The organism is Aminobacter anthyllidis (genome assembly GCF_018555685.1).
Classification (GTDB): Bacteria; Pseudomonadota; Alphaproteobacteria; order Rhizobiales; family Rhizobiaceae; genus Aminobacter; species Aminobacter anthyllidis.
The window spans coordinates 254,727-269,784 of record NZ_JAFLWW010000005.1 but is presented as its reverse complement, the minus strand read 5'-3'; the positions used below and the strand labels follow the sequence as shown (position 1 = coordinate 269,784).

Below are 15,058 nucleotides of genomic sequence, written 5' to 3'. Positions count from 1 at the left end.
CATCGCACAGGCCTCCTGACAGCGTATTGTCAGGAGACGTCACCATGCTCTGGTGCGACCGTGGCATGCTCGCGCGCAAACATGGCGCGCATCCCGGCGATCTGGTCGACCTGTTCCGGAAACAGCGTCTCGAGAAAGGCCGCGGCGAAGGTGCCTGGCGCCGAGCCGGGGGCCGAGACGACGTTGTTGTCGGCAACGGCGTGCGGCACGTCCTGGTAGGCTGCGCTACCGGCATAGGCCGGCTCATGGCCGAGGATCCAGTCGCGGCCGTTGCTGGTATGGGAGACACCTTCAAACAGGCCGGCGCGGGCGAGCGCCAGCGTGCCGGCGCAGATGCCGCCGACGACACCGCCGCGCGCGGCGACTGCCTTGAGCAGCGGCGAAACGTCCGGCGCGTCCTTCGCCGTCCAGCCGTCCGAACCGATCACCGCGACCGCGTCCAGGTCGTTGTTTTCCAAGGGATCCGCGCCGCGCGTGGGGGAAAGACTGAAGCCGGCGATCGAGGTCAGCGGCGAGCCATGCGGCGAAATCGCCACCGCGCGCGAGCCGAACCACTCGACCGCCGAGGCAGCCAGCAGGCCGTATTCCCAGTCGGCATAGCCTTCGATGAACAAGACGCCGATGGTCTTGGGTGCGGTCATGGGCGTGTTCCCTGTGTCAGGCGATGTGTCAGTTGCGGTCGGCGCGGCGGGCGTCGAAACGGTCGGGCCAGCCGATATCCTTGCGGATGCTCGTCGGCAGGGAATTCATGAGACGCTCGGTGCGGATCTCATTGTGCATGGTCCTGACCTTGCCGGCATAATGCCTGATGGTGCGAAAGATGCCAGGTGTGAACGTGTTCATGACGGGTCCTCCTTATCTTGAGTGAGAGGAGTATCGCACACCCCTCCTGACAGCAGTCTGTCAGGAGCACGCTGGGGTTTTGAACTATATTCGCGTCAGCCCTTGGCAGGTACCGTGTAGTTGAGCGCGAGCCGTCCGCCATCGGCGAAAATGGTCTGCCCGGTGATGTAGCTGGCGTCGTCGGAGGCCAGGAAGGCGGCGATCGCGGCGATCTCCTGCGGCTCGCCGATGCGGCCGAGCGGGGTGCGCGACAGCATGCGGGCCTTCGCCGCCGGATCGGCCTTGGCGCGCGCCAGCATGTCGGTCGAGATCGAGCCGGGACCAATGGCGTTGACGCGGATGCCGTGGGGCGCGAGGCCGAGCGCCATGACTGTCGTCAGCTGGGCGATGCCGCCCTTGGACACCGCGTAGGGCACCTGGTCGGCGATGGCGACGACCGAGTTGACCGACGACATGTTGATGATGGTACCCGGCGCGCCGCCCGCCTTGACCTTGTCGACCATGATCCGTGCAACGGCCTGGCCGGCGAGGAAGGCACCCTTGAGGTTGATCCTGAGCACGCGGTCGAAATCGTCCTCGGTGAGGTCGAGGAAGTCGGCCTGGTGGTCGATACCGGCATTGTTGACCAGCACGTCGATGTCGCCGAAGGCGTCGATTGTCGAGGCGACGAGATTGTGGACATCGAGGCGCTTGCCGACGTCGGCGCGGACGAAGCGGGCTTGGCCGAGCTTCTCGAGGTCGCGCTCGGCGGCAAAGCCCTGCTCCTGGTCGATGTCGGCGATGACCACGCGCGCGCCTTCCCTGAGAAAGCGCTCGGCAATGGCATAGCCGATGCCCCTGGCGCCGCCCGTGATGATCGCCGTCTTGCCGTCGAGCTTCATTGAGCGCTCCTGCCGTTGTCGCCGGGAAGGCGAATCCAGTGGCGGACACTGGCGGGAAGGGCAGGCGGGGTCAACGGGGAGGGCTGGCGACCACCGTCCCTGTTCAGCCGCCCGATGCTGCTTTGAAAACCGCCAGCTGAGCGTCGTATGCGCGCCTGTAGGCGGGCCGCGCCTGGCCTCGGGCGACATAGGCGGCGAGGTTCGGATAATCCTCCACGATGCCATCCCCTTCCAGCCTGCGGAGCACCATCACCATCATCAGGTCGCCGGCGCTGAAGTCGCCATCGAGCCATTCGGCATCGCCGAGCCTATTGGAAAGTTGGTCCATCCGGACGCGGATGCGATCCTTGAGCATCGGTATCCGCTCCTCGAGCCAGGGCTTGTCGCCTTCCACGAAAGGCGCCTGCTCGAGTTCGACGATCGGCGGCTCGACTGTGTTCAGCGCCGCAAACATCCAGGTGATGGCGCGCGCCCGGGCGTTGGCTTCGCTTGGCAGCAGCCCGGCATGGATGATTGAGCCCGACTCGAACAGGACGAGGTCGCCTTCCTCGTAGGTCGGGATCTGCCCATAGGGATGACGCGCCAGATGCGCTGATAGCTTCATCGCCTTGAACGAAACCAGACGGACTTCGTAGGGCTGGCCTACTTCCTCGAGCGCCCAGCGTACGCGCATGTCGCGCGCCAGTCCCTGGCCCTGGTCGGGCGAAGCCTCAAAAGCGGTGATGGTGGGAGTCATCGGCAGGCTCCGGGTGGTGCATGTCCTTGCATGGTGCCTCCACAGGACGAACGCTGGGCAGGGTTGCCGACAGCCTCGTCGCATTTTCTTGAGTCATTTCTTGAGCCTGGGCATTTCGCGTTCGGAAGCTCCAATAGCACACGGCCGTGGCTGGTGCTTTTGTCAGCAGACAGCCGCCGTGGCCTTCCATCACCGGGTGGCCGGGGTGGACAATGGCCGTCGCGCCCCTATGTCGGAAAGGCGGGCGGGTTAACGCCGAACAGGCTGCAAGCGACAGGAGCGCACAATGCCGACTGCCAAGAACACGATCTGCCTGTGGTACGACAAGGATGCCGAGGCCGCGGCCCGATTCTATGCCACGGTGTTTCCCGACACCAAGATCACTGCCGTCCATCGCGCGCCCGGCGACTACCCCTCGGGCAAGGAGGGCGACGTGCTGACGGTCGAATTCACCGTCGCCGGCATCCCCTGCATCGGCCTCAATGGCGGGCCAATGTTCACGCATGACGAGGCCTTTTCCTTCCAGATCGCGACCGACGACCAGGAAGAGACCGACCGTTACTGGAACGCCATCGTCGGCAATGGCGGGCGGGAAAGTGCCTGCGGCTGGTGCAAGGACAAATGGGGCATCAACTGGCAGATCACGCCGCGCGTGCTGACCGAGGCCATGGCTGCCGGCGGCGCCGAAGCCAAGCGGGCGTTTGCCGCGATGATGGACATGAGGAAGATCGACGTGGCCGCGATCGAGGCCGCACGGCGGGGGTGAGGCAGGCTAACGAATGTCCTTCTGTAGCCTGACGGCTGGTGCCAGATCTGTCTGCACGGTTCCGGCAAACCGGAAGCCAGAGGCCTCGTAGAACGGGCGAGCCCGCTCGCCCGCCACCACCTCCAGTGTTCCCGCGCCGAGCGCCTTGGCGCGGCGTTCTGCTTCGGCGAGGAGCAGGCTGCCTATGCCTTTTCGCCATGCTTCTGGCGCGACAAAGAGATCCTCCAGTTCGGCTCGATCAGCGGCGTCGCCTGGAAGGACTGTCGCGAAGCCGACGATCTGCCCGGCCGATTCGGCGACCGTGACATGCGGCAGGTGCGCTGCCGGAACTTCTCTCGCCTCCGGCATCGCCCGCAGTTCCTCGACATGGTCACCCCAGGCCAGTGAAGACCGCAACTTGAGCGCGCCGAGGGCATCCCTGTCCTCTGGATGAGCAGCCCGAATGCCTGTTGTCATTGCAGTTCCCGTGCGCTCGTTCAGTTGCTGCCTCACATCTTCTCGCCGGGCAGGCGGCTTGCCTGCCTGACCCAGTCGGCGAACTGGCCTTCGTCGAAGGGACGGCCTTCATGGATGTCGAGATATCGCACGTCGGCCTGCCTGGACGTGCCGGGCGGCAGCGGCGAGAGTTGCGCGCCCTTGAAGAAGGCGACCTTGACGTATTTGGTCAGGCAGTGGAAGCCGAGGAACCAGATGTCCTTCTCCATGCCGTAGAAGGGTGAGTTCCATTTCACCGCCTTGACCACATCAGGCACCGCCTCGGTGACGAGGGCGTCGATGCGGCGGCCGACGTCGTGTTTCCAGTCGGGCATGGCGTCGATGTAGGACTGGACGACAGCGTCGCCATAACCCTTCGCAATCTGCGGATTGCCGCCGGACAGCAGCCTGGGTGCTGCGTCCTTGGCCATCAGGCGCGGCCCTTGGCAGCCGGCAAAGCGTCCTGCCCGCCGCTGAAATAGGGTGCGAAGAACATGTAGATGCCGGTCGGGATCAGCACGAAGAGCGGCGGCAGGGGCAGGTAATAGTACCATTCAGGCAAGGTGGTGAGGGCCATGCCGGCAAAGATCGATGCGACGATCAGGCTGAACAGGAGCGAGGTCCAGCGATGGACGATGCGGATCACTTGGCTCATTGCAATACTCCCTGAAATCGATGGCGGCGCTGCGGTCAGTCGAGCTTGGCGACGACGTTGCCCAACTGATCGAAGAAGCGCGGCCAGCCGACCGATGCGCCCTGGAAGTAGGCCTTCTGGGCGGTGGTGAAGCCGTGCTGCTCCATGCGCAGGCTGGTGCCCGACGCGGTGGGGGCGAGCGTCCAGGTGACGATGCTCCGGAGGTCCTTGGTGTCCCAGCGATAGGACAGCGCGCGGTGCTCCTCGACCGTCTCGACCTCGCAATCGACCTGGCCCCAGTCGGCGGAAAGCTTAAAGCGGCGGCCGGCCTCGGGGGCAAAGTCGTTGTTCATCAGCCATTCGGCGATGAGATGCGGCTGGGTCAGCGCGCGCCAGAGCTTTTCCGGCGGGTAGGGAAAATCGCGTTCGACCACGACCGAGCGCGTGGTTTCCATTGTTTCGGTCATTGGTCCATCCTCTTGAGTAAATTGTCGAGATCGTCGAAGCGGTCGTTCCAGAAACCGGACATCTCAGTCGTCCAGTCGACCAGGGTTCTCAGCGCATTGCGCTCGGCGCTGTAGTAGGTGTAGCGGCCCTGCTGCCGGTCGCGCACCAGCCCGGCCGTCTTCAGGATCTTCAAGTGCTTGGAAACCACCGGCTGCGAGACGCCGGCCTCGCCCAGGAGGCCCACGACGGTGGTGTCGCCATCGCGGCAGAGACGCTCGAACAGGCCGCGGCGCGTCGGATCGGAAAGCGCGCGAAAGATCGCATCCTGAGGCTCGGTCATGAGTCATACCCAATTGGCTATGTGATGATGCATAGCCAATTGGGTATGGGATTGTCAATGGGGTGGAAAGAGCTGTTCGGCTGCCTTCAGGTCGCGATGTCGTTGAGCGCTGGCAGTGGTTTCGGCAGGTTGGTTTCGCCAAGTCCCCTGCGCAGCTCGATCTCGATGTCCCGACAGATCTGGGAGATGGGCACGTCATTGGCGCCGCCTTCGAATGGGTTGGCGCTGCTCTCGCCGACCAGATCGAGCGACATGTACACCCAGCCCAGAAGGGCGCTGAACGGAATGGTGAGCCAGATCGCGATAGCGCCGAGCACGCCACCCAGCTTGCCCATTTCGGCAAAGACCGGGACAATGCCAAACGGCAGCAAGGTGCAGAAGATCATCATGAACATTGAGCTGATGATCGCGTATTGCCGGGGATAGGGATTGTTCTTGATACGGTCGCAACGCGCCTGCTGGTCGTGGAAATCACGAATGAGCTTGGTGAGTTCCGAATAGATCTGCGGCGGAATGCTGGTGCTTTTGAGCAGTCCGTTGACTTGGGTCAATTGCATGTCGAGCAGGGCTGTTGCCGGCTGAGGCGATTTCAGGACGTTCTCGGCTTCCTCGCCCAGCAGCCCGCGTAGTTCGTCGGCCAGCGAAGTCTTGTCTTCCTGGATGTGATATCGCCGCCGGCGGAACTCGACATTGGCTGCCCGTGCCAGCGACTCCCATGGCATCGGACGTCGCAACGCAAAGCGCAATGCCGTCAGCCAGGCGAGGTGGCGATGGACAAGCTGCCTGGCTGTGGCGGCATCCGTGAAGTCGCGGCAAAAGCTGGACCACAACCGGCTGCTTGCGGTGATCTGCGAAAAGGCCTGCAGGGCCTCGTTGGCGCGCGTGAATACCTGCGAATTCTTGAACCCGGCAACGAGCGACACGGTCGTGCCAAGCACCAATACGATGGACCATGGCACCGAGAAACCCGAGGTGCCCGGAAGGCGATAGGCCGCAATCGCCAGGCCGCTGACCACGACCATGTAGATGACGCTGCGCCGCGACCAAAGGGCGAAGTCCAGCAACCTGTAAGAACGACCTACATACATTGGATGTCCCGAATCCCTTCACGGCAGGCAAATCACGCCATCGAGCTCACCATAATCGGTCGAAATCGTTTTGACAGTCACGCGATATGGCGGTTCCACCCATTGCCCCATCCATGGAACCACACTTGCGCGCCGCCGCGGCGCTGTTGCAAAACAGGGCATGTCGAAGACCACTCCCGCCACGCTCGCACTGACCAAGTCGGGCATTCCGTTTGCGCTCGCGAGCTATGACTACGACGCCGGTGCCGAGCGCGTCGGGTTGCAGGCGGCCGAGGCGATGGGGGTTTCGCCTGCCATCGTGCTCAAGACGCTGATGGTCGAAGTCGACGGCAAGCCGGCCTGCGTGGTCGTGCCCTCCGACCAGGAGGTCAACATGAAGAAGGTCGCAGCCGCTTTCGGTGCCAAGGCGGCGCAGATGATGAAGCCCGTCGATGCCGAGCGGCTGACCGGCTACAAGGTCGGCGGCATCTCGCCCTTCGGCCAGCGCAAGCAGGTGGCGACCGCCGTCGAGGAGATGGCAACGCTGGAGGACGAGGTCTATCTCAATGGCGGCCAGAGGGGCCTGCAGATCCGCATGCGCCCGGACGATCTGATCGCCGCGCTTGGCGCAAAAGCGGCCGACCTGATCCGCTGATGTTTCGGCCGAAGGTGCTGTTCGGCCACGCTGGACGCAACGCTATTTCCTCTTGTCGATGAAATGCTGCTTCAGCCTTGTGACGTCGTCCGGCGACCAGCCCTTGATGTCGGCGACCTGCATCCAGGCGTCGATGTAGTGCTCGGCAGCGTAGACGTGGCCGTAGCCCATCGGGGCGGTGGTGGCCATGGCGATGTCGAGCGTCAGCTGCAGGAAGGTGACGACGGGGTACCAGCGCAGCTCGGGCGACACGTCGGGCCCGCGCGGCGTCTTCATCCAGTCGGGTTCGCGGTAGAGCGCGTGGGTTTCATAAAAGACGATCGGGTCCGAGGCGTATTGCAGGTAGACGAGGCGCAGCGGGCCCCATTGGGCGCCCGTGATGTCGAGCGCGTTCTTTTGCGCGGTGAAGCGAACATAGGAGCCGTCGCGGAATTGGGGCAGCCATTCCGGCGTGCCGGCATTGCGGTCATCGGTGATCGAACGCCAGATGCGGCTGGCGAAGGGCGGGCCGCTGAGCAGCGCGCCCTGATAGGGATCGCCAAGCACCTCGAACAGCTCGTTGGAAAGCTCCGTGCTGAGGGCCCCAAGGCTGAGGCCGAACAAATAAAGTTTCGGGCGCGTTTCCCGGGGCAGCGTGTGCCAGTAGCCGTAGATCTCGGTGAACAATGCGCGCGACTGTTCGGCGCCGTAGCCTGGTTCAACCAGCAGCGACAGCCAGCTGGCGAGATAGGAATACTGGGTGGCGACGCTGGCGACGTCGCCATTGTGCAGGAACTCGATCGGGTCGATGGCCTGTTCGTCGACCCAGCCGGTGCCGGTGGGCGTGACGATGACAAGCGTCGAGCGCTCGAAGCCGCCGGCGCGCTTGAGTTCCTCCAGCGCGAGTTTGGCGCGCTGCTGCGGCGTGTCGCCCGACTGCAGCCCGACATAGACGCGTACCGGCGCCTTGGCCGGCTTGCCGGTGAGGTTGCCGATATCGGCGGCGGTGGGACCGGTGGCGATGTAGGACCGGCCCATGCGGCCGAGGTCCTGCCAGCGCACCAGGGATGCGGCGCTGCCGGTCCTGGCGGGATCGGAGGGCTGCTGCGTTTCTGGCGGCATCAGCGTGTCGAGGCGCTGGAACGAGCTGTCCATCACACGCAGGCCGTAGCGGAAGATGATGCCGTCGGCCGCCGACCAGAACAGCAGCACCGCGATGGTGGTGCCGATGACGTAGGACACGCGCGTCGGCACGAAGCGGCGCAGCTTTTCGGAGACGAAGATCAGCGTCCGCTTGAACAGCCGGCCAAGTGCGACGAGCACGATGAAGGTGACGAGCGCGATGGCGCCGACTTCGAGCGGGTGGGCGGTGTCGACCGGGTCGAGCTTCATCAGGGCGCGGATCGAATTCTGCCATTCGGAGGCGCGCCACAGGAAGACCAGGCCGATAATGCCGCAGGCGACGGCGGCGACGAGCTTGCCGCCGAGCAATGTTCGCGCCTTGAGTTCGGGCAGCTCAAGATAGCGCCACAGCCAGCGCAGGAAGAAGCCGCAGCCATAGCCGACGGCGGCGGAAAGGCCGGAGAGTACGCCCTGGGTCAGGTAGTTGCGCGGGATAAGCGTCGGGGTCAGCGACGCGGCGAAGAACAGCGTGCCGAGCAGCAGGCCGGTCGTCGAGAACGAATACCAGTACCTGATGACCCAGTTTCGCAGCATGCAATGCCCCCGATATGCCCGTTCGCGGGCACGTTGCCCTGCGCTTCGCCATGGCGCAATACCGAAGCTGACGTTACAGGGCCGCGCCACCTGTCGGGCGCGTGGCCGGCCATGCGGTCGCGGCGGGCTTAGCTGCCATTTGACATGCAGGCATTTACCTGCATATTGTGCTCCACATACGAACGAGACCAATGGACGCTGACAAGGTTTTCAAAGCGCTGGGCGACCCGACACGCAGTAGGCTGCTTGACCTTCTGTGCGAAAAGAACGGGCCGACGCTCGGCGAGCCTTGCCGCCGAGCCGCCTTCACCTGGGCAGACCCGTCCGAGGCCGCAAGTCCGGCAAGTTACAGCCGGGTGACGTTCGACATCGAGGAATACGACACCATGGTCCGGCTGACCGTTACCCATGACGAACTCGAAGCCGGCAGCGGCATGGCAAACGGTATCAGCAAGGGCTGGCCGATCGTGCTGTCCAGCTTGAAATCCTTCCTGGAAACCGGCCGCGCAATCGACGTTTTCGCCAAGCCGAAATCGGCCTGACAACGGAAAGGCGAAATCATGAAGATCGGCGTTATTGGCATTGGCGAAATGGGGGGAACTATCGCCTCGAGGTGGAGCAAAAAGGGCCACAGCGTGTGTGTCGCCAATTCGCGCGGCCTGGAGGCAGTCAAGAAACGCGCGAATGAAATCGGAGCTGTTGCTGCCGACATCTACGGCGCCGTGGAAGGTGCGGACGTTGTGCTGCTGTCGATGCCCTTTCCCGCCGTGGCGACACTGCCCAGCGACCTGTTCGATCGGACGGCGGAAGGCGTAGCAATCGTTGATACCGCGAACTATTATCCCGACGTGCGCGATCCCCGCATTCCGCAGATCGACGCCGGAATGCCGGAAAGTGTCTGGGTATCGCAGCAGCTTGGCCGCCCCATCTTCAAGGCGTTCAATAACATCATGTTCTACGCCCTCTCTGAACTGGGAAAGCCCGAGGGCTCGCCAGATCGGTTAGCTATCCCCGTCGCGGGTGATGATGCTCGGGCCAAACAGATCGTCATGGGACTGGTGAATGAATTGGGGTTTGATCCGGTCGATGGTGGTTCGCTAGAGGAATCGTGGCGGCAGCAACCTTCAACGCCTGCCTATTGTTGCGACTATGGTGCGGCAAAGACGCGGGAAGGGATCAGGGCAGCCGTTAAAGGCAGGGCAGAGAAGATACGCGACAGCGTGTGGAGGGAGAAATATGGCAGGCTCTTTGCCAATAAGCCGACCTATGCCGATGTCCATGCTGATATCATAGCACTGAACCGTTCACTCAATCCATTCTAGAGCCGGGGTTCAGGCGCGAGATCCTGGCCCTGGATAGACCTTCTCGCCAAGCCAAAATCGGCCTGATCCCTTGCGCCGGCGGATGCGCGTGCGGCGCGATCCGTTATGAAACGAGCAGCGAACCCATTTTCCAGAACCATTGCCAATGCCGCGATTGCCAGAAACGAAGCGGCACCGGGCATGGATCCTATTTGACCTTCCCCCAACGCGCCGATGTCACAATTACGGGCGATGCGAACACCTGGCGGGTAGCGGGCGACAGCGGCAACGAAAAGGTCCACGCCTTCTGCCCGACCTGCGGCACGCCTGTCTACCTGACATTCGTCGGGATGCCGGACTTGATCGCGGTCCCCGCGACCAGCCTTGACGATCCGGACCAATTCAACCCGCACGCGGTCACATACAGCATCCGCCGCCATGGCTGGGACACGATGGACCCCGCGTTGCAGACATTCGAGCGAATGCCGAGGGGGACGTGACGTGGTGAAGGATTGATGGGTCCTGAGCCTAGACCCCGATGCCGCGCGCTTTCAGCGCCTCGGATATCTCGTCGAGGACGACAGGATCGTCGATCGTTGCCGGCATCTTCCACTCCTCGCGGTCGGCGATCTTCTGCATGGTGCCGCGCAGGATCTTGCCGGAGCGGGTCTTGGGCAGGCGCTTGATGGTGACGACCATCTTGAAGGCGGCGACGGGGCCGATGCGGTCGCGGACGAGGCCGACGACTTCCTTCTCGATGATGCCGGTGTCGCGGTCGACACCCGAGTTGAGCACGATGAAGCCGCAAGGGATCTGGCCCTTCATGGCGTCGGCGATGCCGATGACGGCGCATTCGGCGACGTCGGGATGCTCGGCGACGACCTCCTCCATGCCGCCGGTCGACAGGCGGTGGCCGGCGACGTTGATGATGTCGTCGGTGCGGGCCATGATGAACAGGTAGCCTTCATCGTCGATATAGCCGGCATCCGCGGTCTTGTAGTAGCCGGGAAACTCGGCGAGGTAGGCGCTGAAGAAGCGCTCGTCGGCGTGCCACAGCGTCGGCAGGCAGCCGGGCGGCAAGGGCAGCTTGATGACGACATTGCCGAGCGTGCCACGCCCGACCTCGTGGCCGGCATCGTCGAGAACGCGCACGTCGTAGCCCGGCATCGGCACGCAGGGCGAGCCGTATTTGACCGGCAACAGCCCGAGCCCGACCGGGTTCTGGCTGATCGGGCTGCCGGTCTCGGTCTGCCACCAGTGATCGATGACAGGGACCTTCAGCTTGTTTTCGGCCCATTTGATGGTTTCGGGGTCGGCGCGCTCGCCGGCGAGGAACAAAGTGCGGAATTTCGACAGGTCGTATTGCGGCACGAAGAGCCCTTGCGGGTCTTCCTTCTTGATGGCGCGGAAGGCGGTGGGCGCGGTGAACAGGGCGACGACCCCGTGTTCCGAAATGACACGCCAGAATGTGCCAGCATCGGGCGTGCCGACCGGCTTGCCCTCGAACAGGATGGTGGTGGCGCCGTGCAGCAGCGGGGCATAGACGATGTAGGAGTGGCCGACGACCCAGCCGACATCGGACGCCGCCCAGAACACTTCGCCGGGCTTGACGCCGAATTGGTTTTCCATCGACCATTTGAGCGCGACCATGTGGCCGCCATTGTCGCGGACCACGCCCTTGGGCTGGCCTGTGGTGCCCGAGGTGTAGAGCACGTAGAGCGGATCGGTGGCGGCGACGGAGACGCATTCGACCGTGCGGCCGGCGGCCTTGGCGGCGCCGACAGTGTCGGCATAGTCGAGGTCGCGGCCGGCAACGAGATCGCAGCCAAGCTGCGGCCGCTGCAGGATCACGCAGCTCTCAGGCTTGTGGGCGGAGAGTTCGATGGCGCCGTCGAGCAGCGGCTTGTAGGCGACGACGCGGCCCGGCTCGATGCCGCAGGAGGCCGAGATGATCAGCTTCGGCGTGGCGTCGTCGATGCGGGTGGCCAGCTCCTTGGCGGCAAAGCCGCCGAACACGACCGAATGGATGGCGCCAAGGCGGGCACAGGCAAGCATGGCGAATGCCGCTTCGGCGACCATCGGCATGTAGATGATGACGCGGTCGCCTTTTTGCACGCCCTGGTCCTGGAGCACGCTGGCGAGCGCATTCACTTCGGCGAGCAGCCCGGCATAGGTGAACTTCTGCTGCGTTCCGGTGATCGGGCTGTCGTGGATCAGGGCGACCTGCTCGGCACGGCCGCCCAGCACATGGCGGTCGAGCGCGTTGTAGCAGGTGTTGCATTCAGCCCCGGAAAACCACTGGCCATAGACGCCGCGCTTGGCATCGAAGACCTTGTCCCATGGCTTGAACCAGTCGATCGCCCTTGCCGCCTCGGCCCAGAACCCCTCGGGATCGCTGGCCCAACCGTCATAGACCTCGTGATAGCGAGATGGCATGGCGTCTCCTTCCCAGGACAGTGGCCCTCGAGGGCGTCTTTGTTGGCATGTCTTGTACCCGCCGGGCCGCCGGGGCGTCCATTTGACCTTGGTTTAAGAGCCTGTCCGCAAACTGGCTTTTTCGAAGCGTTTCGATGCAAGGCCGCTGTTCTCAAACTGTAGCGCGCCGGCACACTGTAGCAGATCGGGCCACCGGCTTTGACAGGGGCGCGCGAAGTTGATCAAAGGCAGCATGTCGAAGGCGCTGTCGCTCATCATCCTTGCCATCATGGCGCTCCAGCTGATCAAGCCGCTCGGCCTGCCGGGGCTGAGGCAGCGGCGGGACTTCTGGAAGCTTGCGGTGCTGGCGCTGGCGGCGATATCGATCACCGCGTTGCTGGGGCACTAGAAAATCGCGCCCTGAAAGGCCGGGGCGAGGCCCTGCCACGAAATATGCGCGCCGAGCAGCGCCAGTCCGGCAAAGAACCAGCGCCTGAAGCTTTCCGGCTCGACGCGGCTGCGCAGCCAGCCGCCCAGCCACATGCCGGCTAAGGCGGGAACGATGGCCAGGGCCGATATGCCGATCGACTGGAGCGGAATGGCGTCGTTCGACCACAGCCCGATGCCTAGGGCCACGGTGGAAACGGTGAAGGAGAGCCCGAGCGCCTGGACGAGATCGTCGCGGCCAAGTCCCAATCCACCGAGATAGGGCACGGCCGGAATGACGAAGACGCCGGTGGCGCCGGTCATGATGCCGGTGAGCGCGCCGACGACAGGCCCGGCCCAAGGCTCGGCGGCTGACGGTACCGACATTCTGAGCTTGAGCAGGCCGAGCGCGGCGTAGACGAGCAGCACGAGCCCGAGCCCTGATGTGACCATGCCGGTGTATCTGCTGGTGATCAGGCCGGTGGAGGCAAGCGTCGCGGCGAACACCGCCAGCATCATCGGCCACAGGCGGCGGACAAGTGTCGTGATGTCGGGCCCGACGAGCAACTGCCAGATGTTGGTGACGAAGGAGGGCAGCAGGAGCAGTGCGGCGGCCTCCGCCGGCAGTATGACAAGACCAAGCAGCCCCATCGCGACCGTGGGCAGGCCAAGCCCGACGACGCCCTTGACCAGTCCGGCAAGGACAAAGACGGCACCGATGATGAGGAAAAGCTGTTCCGGCATGCCGGCCAGCTTGCAATGCCCGTGTGTGGGCGGGCAAGGAGCCACTGACGCTTTGCGCCTGGGGGCAGACAAGAGCTCGCCGGAGGGAAACCCCTTCCCCACCCCGGCGAGCCCCACCTGATTTGAGACAAATCAGGCTCCGGCTACCGCCGGCAAGACATACCATGCATGACTCATGCCAGCGGTTTCTGTGCCGGGATGGGACAAGGATGCGAACACGACGCCGCCAGAACATGCCGCCTGGTCGCTGTGATGTTCCTGCTGGAATGGCTCTGGTCGAAATGAGCTGAATTCCTGTAGGAAACGGCCGCCGCGTTTCGTGGTATTTTGATGCATCCAGGATCGGGAGCGGGCGGGATGAGTTCCCAAGGTGTTGCCAAAGTCCCCTTCGGGCCGACGACGGTTGCCGCCATGGTCCTGGCGCTAATGATCTGTACGCTTGTCGCTTACTTCGTGATGGCCGCGTTGAGCATTGCCGTCGGTCAGCTGCTGGTGCTTGGCGATTGGATCACAGCGGGCGTGCGGCCGTCGCGCTACCTCCAGATTTTTGCCGCCATGGTCGGCGCGGCTGCCGGCGCATGCGCCGGCGTCTGGGTGGCGCGGGTGGTTTGCGACTTCGCATTCGCCGCCTACCTGCCACGCGCGGTGTTCTATGCCCTGGCGGTGCTGGCCGCGGCCGGGCTGGCCAAGTTATGGCAGGCCGGATCGCTTGCCGAGAGCGCGGTGATGCTCGCCCAACTCGTCGCGACCATTGTCGCTGCCTTCATCTGGTTCTGGCCTGAACGTTCGCCCACTACCATCGGCAACGGGATCGTTGGCTCCGACTGATCGGTGGCGCGGCGTGTTGGCTCGCCACGCCACCGATCACCGGGTTGCTGGACTTGCCGGCTGCCGGCAGCTACGTGTGCCTGATGAAGCAGAACAACCTCTACCTCATCATCGGCGCGCTGGTTGCAGCCGTCATCGCTCTTGGCATCTATGTCTATCGTGAAGAGTCGAAGCCCAAGGGCGTCGAACTGCGCATCGACGAAACCGGCATTTCGGTCCAGGAAAAGTAACCAGCGCCTGTCGCTGGCTACTTCTTGTTGACGCCAGCCACTGCGAGGTTGGTCAGCTTGCTGTTGGCGGCCTTTTCCTCGTCGAGGATCTCGCTCAGCAGCTTGTGCGCCTCGTCGTGGCCGAGAACCTTGGCCCATTCCCTGAGCGAGCCATAGCGGGCGATCTCGTAGTGCTCGACGGCCTGTGCCGCCGCGAGCAGGCCAGCATTCAATGCCGTACCCGAGGTCTCTTCGATCAGGCCTGCGCTTTCTTTCAGCAGGCCCTCGATGGCGTCGCACTTTTCGCCTTCAGGCTTGAGGCCGACTGAAGAAAACACCTTCTTCAATATCTGAACGTGACCCTTGGTCTCCTCCAGATGGTCGTCGAACGCCTGCTTGAGCTTGCTGTCGGTCACTGCCTTGGACACGGTCGGCAGTGCCTTGGCGATGGCATTTTCGGCGTAATAAATGTCGTGCAAGGTGTGTTCGAACAGCTCTGCAAGGGTCTTCATGATCGCTTTCCTCTGTGTTGGTGTGGGGAATAAGCGATGGGCGGCGCAAAGGTTCCTGCCCTTGTGGCCTATGGCGATGGGCGCT

Annotated in this window: 22 protein-coding genes; 8 read left to right on the top strand and 14 right to left on the bottom strand. The window is 63.7% G+C overall.

The genetic code is table 11. From position 1 onward, the window contains the following. Nucleotides 1-29: 29 nt before the first annotated feature. The 4 genes from J1C56_RS18430 to J1C56_RS18415 all read right to left on the bottom strand — a co-directional run bounded on the left by J1C56_RS18430 (nt 30) and on the right by J1C56_RS18415 (nt 2,460). Complete coding sequence (locus J1C56_RS18430) at nt 30-641, bottom strand: DJ-1/PfpI family protein (RefSeq protein ID WP_214391518.1); 612 nt, start codon at nt 639-641, stop codon at nt 30-32. Nucleotides 642-669: 28 nt separating this feature from the next. Further along, nucleotides 670-843 (bottom strand): hypothetical protein, encoded by a 174-nt coding sequence (locus J1C56_RS18425; protein WP_214391517.1) that lies wholly within the window; start codon nt 841-843, stop codon nt 670-672. Between the two features lie 95 nt (nt 844-938). Further along, the gene (locus tag J1C56_RS18420; RefSeq protein WP_214391516.1) at nt 939-1,724 is read right to left on the bottom strand and encodes an SDR family NAD(P)-dependent oxidoreductase; all 786 of its coding nucleotides are present in this window, start codon (nt 1,722-1,724) and stop codon (nt 939-941) included. Nucleotides 1,725-1,827: 103 nt separating this feature from the next. Next, entirely contained in the window at nt 1,828-2,460 is a 633-nt protein-coding gene (locus J1C56_RS18415; protein WP_214391515.1) for a glutathione S-transferase family protein, read from the bottom strand. Between the two features lie 286 nt (nt 2,461-2,746). On the opposite strand from J1C56_RS18415, the gene J1C56_RS18410 reads away from it, so the two are divergent. After that, nucleotides 2,747-3,226, top strand: a complete 480-nt coding sequence (locus J1C56_RS18410) for a VOC family protein (RefSeq protein WP_214391514.1) — start codon at nt 2,747-2,749, stop codon at nt 3,224-3,226. 6 nt (nt 3,227-3,232) lie between these two features. Here the strand turns inward: J1C56_RS18410 and J1C56_RS18405 are convergent, their stop codons facing one another. From J1C56_RS18405 to J1C56_RS18380, 6 genes are all read right to left on the bottom strand, one after another. Then, nucleotides 3,233-3,682 (bottom strand): GNAT family N-acetyltransferase, encoded by a 450-nt coding sequence (locus J1C56_RS18405; RefSeq protein WP_214391513.1) that lies wholly within the window; start codon nt 3,680-3,682, stop codon nt 3,233-3,235. Nucleotides 3,683-3,714: 32 nt separating this feature from the next. Next, nucleotides 3,715-4,131 carry a DUF1801 domain-containing protein gene (locus J1C56_RS18400; RefSeq protein ID WP_214391512.1) on the bottom strand — a complete coding sequence of 139 codons (417 nt, stop codon included), beginning with the start codon at nt 4,129-4,131 and terminating at the stop codon, nt 3,715-3,717. Further along, a complete protein-coding gene (locus J1C56_RS18395; RefSeq protein WP_246591566.1) occupies nt 4,131-4,355 on the bottom strand; it encodes a hypothetical protein in 225 nt (74 codons plus the stop codon). The genes J1C56_RS18400 and J1C56_RS18395 overlap by 1 nt, the downstream gene beginning before the upstream one ends. 35 nt (nt 4,356-4,390) lie before the next feature. Then, nucleotides 4,391-4,801: an SRPBCC family protein gene (locus tag J1C56_RS18390; RefSeq protein WP_214391511.1), complete on the bottom strand. Its 411-nt coding sequence runs from the start codon at nt 4,799-4,801 to the stop codon at nt 4,391-4,393. Continuing rightward, nucleotides 4,798-5,121 (bottom strand): ArsR/SmtB family transcription factor, encoded by a 324-nt coding sequence (locus J1C56_RS18385; protein ID WP_214391510.1) that lies wholly within the window; start codon nt 5,119-5,121, stop codon nt 4,798-4,800. Before J1C56_RS18385 ends, J1C56_RS18390 begins: the two co-directional genes overlap by 4 nt. Before the next feature lie 86 nt (nt 5,122-5,207). After that, entirely contained in the window at nt 5,208-6,209 is a 1,002-nt protein-coding gene (locus J1C56_RS18380) for a bestrophin family protein (RefSeq protein ID WP_214391509.1), read from the bottom strand. 160 nt (nt 6,210-6,369) lie between these two features. On the opposite strand from J1C56_RS18380, the gene ybaK reads away from it, so the two are divergent. Then, entirely contained in the window at nt 6,370-6,843 is a 474-nt protein-coding gene (gene ybaK / locus J1C56_RS18375; protein ID WP_214391508.1) for a Cys-tRNA(Pro) deacylase, read from the top strand. Nucleotides 6,844-6,885: 42 nt separating this feature from the next. Here ybaK and J1C56_RS18370 read toward each other — a convergent pair whose 3' ends face one another. Continuing rightward, on the bottom strand, nt 6,886-8,538 hold the full coding sequence (locus tag J1C56_RS18370) for an alpha/beta hydrolase (protein ID WP_214391507.1): 1,653 nt from the start codon (nt 8,536-8,538) through the stop codon (nt 6,886-6,888). 191 nt (nt 8,539-8,729) lie between these two features. Here J1C56_RS18370 and J1C56_RS18365 point away from each other — a divergent pair, with 191 nt between their 5' ends. From J1C56_RS18365 to J1C56_RS18355, 3 genes are all read left to right on the top strand, one after another. Beyond that, nucleotides 8,730-9,080: an SRPBCC domain-containing protein gene (locus tag J1C56_RS18365; protein WP_214391506.1), complete on the top strand. Its 351-nt coding sequence runs from the start codon at nt 8,730-8,732 to the stop codon at nt 9,078-9,080. Nucleotides 9,081-9,098: 18 nt separating this feature from the next. Beyond that, a complete protein-coding gene (locus J1C56_RS18360) occupies nt 9,099-9,860 on the top strand; it encodes an NADPH-dependent F420 reductase (RefSeq protein WP_214391505.1) in 762 nt (253 codons plus the stop codon). Between the two features lie 62 nt (nt 9,861-9,922). Next, nucleotides 9,923-10,339, top strand: a complete 417-nt coding sequence (locus J1C56_RS18355) for a GFA family protein (protein WP_214391829.1) — start codon at nt 9,923-9,925, stop codon at nt 10,337-10,339. Between the two features lie 28 nt (nt 10,340-10,367). Here J1C56_RS18355 and J1C56_RS18350 read toward each other — a convergent pair whose 3' ends face one another. Beyond that, the gene (locus J1C56_RS18350) at nt 10,368-12,275 is read right to left on the bottom strand and encodes a propionyl-CoA synthetase (RefSeq protein ID WP_214391504.1); all 1,908 of its coding nucleotides are present in this window, start codon (nt 12,273-12,275) and stop codon (nt 10,368-10,370) included. 217 nt (nt 12,276-12,492) lie between these two features. On the opposite strand from J1C56_RS18350, the gene J1C56_RS18345 reads away from it, so the two are divergent. After that, on the top strand, nt 12,493-12,663 hold the full coding sequence (locus J1C56_RS18345; protein ID WP_214391860.1) for a hypothetical protein: 171 nt from the start codon (nt 12,493-12,495) through the stop codon (nt 12,661-12,663). On the opposite strand, the gene J1C56_RS18340 is transcribed toward J1C56_RS18345, so the two are convergent. After that, on the bottom strand, nt 12,660-13,424 hold the full coding sequence (locus J1C56_RS18340; protein ID WP_214391503.1) for a sulfite exporter TauE/SafE family protein: 765 nt from the start codon (nt 13,422-13,424) through the stop codon (nt 12,660-12,662). The genes J1C56_RS18345 and J1C56_RS18340 overlap by 4 nt on opposite strands. A gap of 357 nt (nt 13,425-13,781) precedes the next feature. Between J1C56_RS18340 and J1C56_RS18335 the strand changes: the two genes are divergently transcribed. After that, a complete protein-coding gene (locus J1C56_RS18335; RefSeq protein WP_214391502.1) occupies nt 13,782-14,252 on the top strand; it encodes a hypothetical protein in 471 nt (156 codons plus the stop codon). An 83-nt stretch (nt 14,253-14,335) separates the two neighbouring features. Beyond that, the gene (locus tag J1C56_RS18330; RefSeq protein ID WP_115733637.1) at nt 14,336-14,482 is read left to right on the top strand and encodes a hypothetical protein; all 147 of its coding nucleotides are present in this window, start codon (nt 14,336-14,338) and stop codon (nt 14,480-14,482) included. A gap of 17 nt (nt 14,483-14,499) precedes the next feature. Here the strand turns inward: J1C56_RS18330 and J1C56_RS18325 are convergent, their stop codons facing one another. Beyond that, nucleotides 14,500-14,973, bottom strand: coding sequence for a YciE/YciF ferroxidase family protein (locus J1C56_RS18325; RefSeq protein WP_214391501.1), 474 nt, complete (start codon nt 14,971-14,973; stop codon nt 14,500-14,502). Nucleotides 14,974-15,058: the final 85 nt, after the last annotated feature.

Bases quoted from the DNA above. Each gene is read 5' to 3' on its own strand.
- J1C56_RS18325 (WP_214391501.1), bottom strand. From the start codon at position 14,973: ATGAAGACCCTTGCAGAGCTGTTCGAACACACCTTGCACGACATTTAT.
- J1C56_RS18350 (WP_214391504.1), bottom strand. From the start codon at position 12,275: ATGCCATCTCGCTATCACGAGGTCTATGACGGTTGGGCCAGCGATCCC.
- J1C56_RS18430 (WP_214391518.1), bottom strand. From the start codon at position 641: ATGACCGCACCCAAGACCATCGGCGTCTTGTTCATCGAAGGCTATGCC.
- J1C56_RS18425 (WP_214391517.1), bottom strand. From the start codon at position 843: ATGAACACGTTCACACCTGGCATCTTTCGCACCATCAGGCATTATGCC.
- J1C56_RS18340 (WP_214391503.1), bottom strand. From the start codon at position 13,424: ATGCCGGAACAGCTTTTCCTCATCATCGGTGCCGTCTTTGTCCTTGCC.
- J1C56_RS18410 (WP_214391514.1), top strand. From the start codon at position 2,747: ATGCCGACTGCCAAGAACACGATCTGCCTGTGGTACGACAAGGATGCC.
- J1C56_RS18415 (WP_214391515.1), bottom strand. From the start codon at position 2,460: ATGACTCCCACCATCACCGCTTTTGAGGCTTCGCCCGACCAGGGCCAG.
- J1C56_RS18405 (WP_214391513.1), bottom strand. From the start codon at position 3,682: ATGACAACAGGCATTCGGGCTGCTCATCCAGAGGACAGGGATGCCCTC.
- J1C56_RS18370 (WP_214391507.1), bottom strand. From the start codon at position 8,538: ATGCTGCGAAACTGGGTCATCAGGTACTGGTATTCGTTCTCGACGACC.
- J1C56_RS18360 (WP_214391505.1), top strand. From the start codon at position 9,099: ATGAAGATCGGCGTTATTGGCATTGGCGAAATGGGGGGAACTATCGCC.
- J1C56_RS18365 (WP_214391506.1), top strand. From the start codon at position 8,730: ATGGACGCTGACAAGGTTTTCAAAGCGCTGGGCGACCCGACACGCAGT.
- J1C56_RS18330 (WP_115733637.1), top strand. From the start codon at position 14,336: ATGAAGCAGAACAACCTCTACCTCATCATCGGCGCGCTGGTTGCAGCC.
- J1C56_RS18400 (WP_214391512.1), bottom strand. From the start codon at position 4,131: ATGGCCAAGGACGCAGCACCCAGGCTGCTGTCCGGCGGCAATCCGCAG.
- J1C56_RS18380 (WP_214391509.1), bottom strand. From the start codon at position 6,209: ATGTATGTAGGTCGTTCTTACAGGTTGCTGGACTTCGCCCTTTGGTCG.
- J1C56_RS18335 (WP_214391502.1), top strand. From the start codon at position 13,782: ATGAGTTCCCAAGGTGTTGCCAAAGTCCCCTTCGGGCCGACGACGGTT.
- J1C56_RS18420 (WP_214391516.1), bottom strand. From the start codon at position 1,724: ATGAAGCTCGACGGCAAGACGGCGATCATCACGGGCGGCGCCAGGGGC.
- J1C56_RS18390 (WP_214391511.1), bottom strand. From the start codon at position 4,801: ATGACCGAAACAATGGAAACCACGCGCTCGGTCGTGGTCGAACGCGAT.
- ybaK (WP_214391508.1), top strand. From the start codon at position 6,370: ATGTCGAAGACCACTCCCGCCACGCTCGCACTGACCAAGTCGGGCATT.
- J1C56_RS18395 (WP_246591566.1), bottom strand. From the start codon at position 4,355: ATGAGCCAAGTGATCCGCATCGTCCATCGCTGGACCTCGCTCCTGTTC.
- J1C56_RS18385 (WP_214391510.1), bottom strand. From the start codon at position 5,121: ATGACCGAGCCTCAGGATGCGATCTTTCGCGCGCTTTCCGATCCGACG.